Origin of the sequence: Fibrobacter sp. UWH1 (genome assembly GCF_002210365.1) — a bacterium.
GTDB lineage: Bacteria > Fibrobacterota > Fibrobacteria > Fibrobacterales > Fibrobacteraceae > Fibrobacter.
Genome location: NZ_MWQG01000084.1, coordinates 1 through 2576 on the forward strand (window position 1 = coordinate 1; position 2576 = coordinate 2576).

Here is a 2576-nt window from a genome sequence, read left to right on the forward strand (position 1 = left end):
TTTTTTGCATCCTTCAGATTCCGCTCGGATTATGCATTTGCAAATAGAATTCGGGTTTCTTCATTTTCGTCGCTAGTTATCGACTTTTTTTCAATTAATAAATTTGTTTCTAATGGTGACAAACCTATTGAATCAAGATAGTCGTTTATATCGTCATCGGAATTTAAAACAAACGCCTGATAGCTATGTTCCGCTCGCTTTACTAGAACGAATAAAGCTCCTGTAAATTCTGGTCGAAAAATTGGAGTTCGTGTAATACGATATTCATCGCGAGTTCCTCGCCCGTAATAGATGAACCTTGATTCTGTAATAAACTCACCCTCATAATGCCACTGAATTTCTGACAATCTATCTTTATTTTCGCCCTTAACTCCAGGACTATCAAAAAGGAGTGAATAACTATTTTTGGGTATATAGATTCCAGCCTGATGACTTTGGTCGGGCTTAGTATCATTTGCAGATAAAAATTTGCAAAAAGCTTTTTCTCCATACGTAGTTGCCTTAATGGCTTCGGTAGCGTAAGACTGCATTTTGAAAATCCTCTATAAATTTTCAAGCTGCTTAACGATAAGCTTTGCAACATTAGTCATCAAAGGAACAACCACGGAATTTCCAAATTGTTTATAAGCTTGACCATCGGAAACCGTAATCTTAAATGTATCGGGAAAGCCCTGCAAACGGGCACACTCCCTTGGAGTTAACCGTCTAGGATTTTTATTCTTTTGTTCAATTAAAATTTCTGAACCATCTTTATAGTATCTTGCGCTAAGCGTTCGTGACACTCCATCAAGCGGAGCAATCCCATAGCCAAAACCGTTTCCCGCGGCTTTATGTTTCGCAGCATAATTCTGCAAGTACGTCCATAATTTATCTGATAACGTGTACTTTGGATCGGGCTTAGATTCCAAAATATCTCGCATTACAGGCTTAGGTTCTTTCGGAGAAATGATAAATTGAAAGTCTATTTTCTTTTTAAATATTTTTCTGTCAAAACCGACTATCAATATTCTTTCACGGTGTTGAGGTACAAAATTTTGACCATCTAACACCTTGTAGAAAATTTCATAATCTAATTCGTCTAAAGATTCTTTAATAACTTTAAAAGTATTGCCTTTGTCATGACTACATAGGTTTTTCACATTTTCAAGCATAAATGCTTTTGGACGTTTTTCCTTGACTATTCTGCAAACATCAAAGAATAAAGTGCCTTGAGTTTTATCTTCAAATCCTGTTGCACGCCCCAAGCTGTTCTTTTTAGAAACTCCTGCAATGGAAAATGGTTGGCACGGGAATCCAGCAACAAGAATATCATGATCAGGAATTGTTTTAGCATCCACCTTTGTTATATCACCATCAGGCATGTCACCAAAATTGTCGAAATATGTTTTTTGGCTAAACTTATTCCACTCATTTGTGTAAACGCATTTTCCTCCAGCCGCTTCAAAAGCAATACGCATTCCGCCGATACCGGCAAACAAGTCAATGAACCTAAAATTCTGTTTTACAGATTTCTTTTTAGACTTAACATCTTGGCCAGCCATGTATCTCGTTCCTCAAGTTGAAGGTGAACGAGTTCACCCTCAATCGGGAGCAAGAAACCGCGATGTCAAAACAAGCAAAGAAAACGCTCGCAAACGCACGTGTGGATACACGCACGAATTCCCCGGGCACCGAGTGGATACAGTACGCCCAGGGTACAGCATGGCCTATGCAACCATAGGTCAACGAACGTTTGTCTTATTCAATGGTTTTGAAAAGTGTCGAAGTTTTCAGCTGTAGAACAAGAGCAAACTCAGCAAGAGCCGTTCTTGTAGCATACTTCACACACATTTAAAGGAAAAAGGCGTGGAATTGAATGCATCTACCCAACTGAAGGCCTTCGACTGCCCAAAACCAAGTAAACACAAACAACCCACGCCCCAATTGCGTGCCGTAAACACGGCAGCAGATGCAATAGCATCTAAAGGGTCGTTTGCGTACAGGCAGATTTATCAAATATGCATATAGCAAAACGATGCCATCAAGCAAAGCCTAATAGCAAGCGTGAGCGTTCGTCTTGCACCGGGTTTTTGAAAAGTGTCGAAGTTTTCAGTTCGGAACAAGAGCAAAACTCTTTATGTACATAAAGAATATAGATAATCCAGCATGTCAGTAGGTGTCACTCAAATTTTTTCGGTGCCCCTATTGCCTATTTTTTACGAAATGGCTTGACATATCCTAATCCGACCTTGCTGTTATTATTCAGCAAGAAAACAATGGGAACACAATCTCACCCCGACCGTGTACACTGGCTTGACACAGCCTTTATTTTAGTGTATTTTTGTGCAGTACGGAGGTTTGAATGAATACCACTGATAAGAAAGGCGAAATAGTAATCTATGTTTCCGATGACGGTTCCTCGCATCTTGAAGTGAAACTTGAAAACGAAACTTTGTGGCTTACGCAAAAAGCCATGGCTGAGCTATTTGAAGTTGGCGTTCCTGCAATTAGCAAGCACCTAAAGAACATCTTTGAGGAAGGAGAACTGGAAGAATCTATGGTTATTTCCAAAATGGAAACAACCACTCTGCATGGAG

2 protein-coding genes and 1 pseudogene are annotated in these 2576 nt (G+C 39.6%); 1 reads left to right on the forward strand and 2 read right to left on the reverse strand.

Features of this window, described 5'->3' with window-relative positions:
- Positions 1 to 29: 29 nt before the first annotated feature.
- Complete coding sequence (locus B7992_RS16100) at positions 30 to 530, reverse strand: EcoRII N-terminal effector-binding domain-containing protein (protein WP_088666807.1); 501 nt, start codon at positions 528 to 530, stop codon at positions 30 to 32.
- 12 nt (positions 531 to 542) lie between these two features.
- The gene (gene dcm / locus B7992_RS16105) at positions 543 to 1541 is read right to left on the reverse strand and encodes a DNA (cytosine-5-)-methyltransferase (protein ID WP_088666808.1); all 999 of its coding nucleotides are present in this window, start codon (positions 1539 to 1541) and stop codon (positions 543 to 545) included.
- 800 nt (positions 1542 to 2341) lie between these two features.
- Between dcm and B7992_RS16110 the strand changes: the two are divergent.
- Positions 2342 to 2576: pseudogene (locus tag B7992_RS16110) on the forward strand (cytochrome C biogenesis protein CycH); the annotation flags it as partial.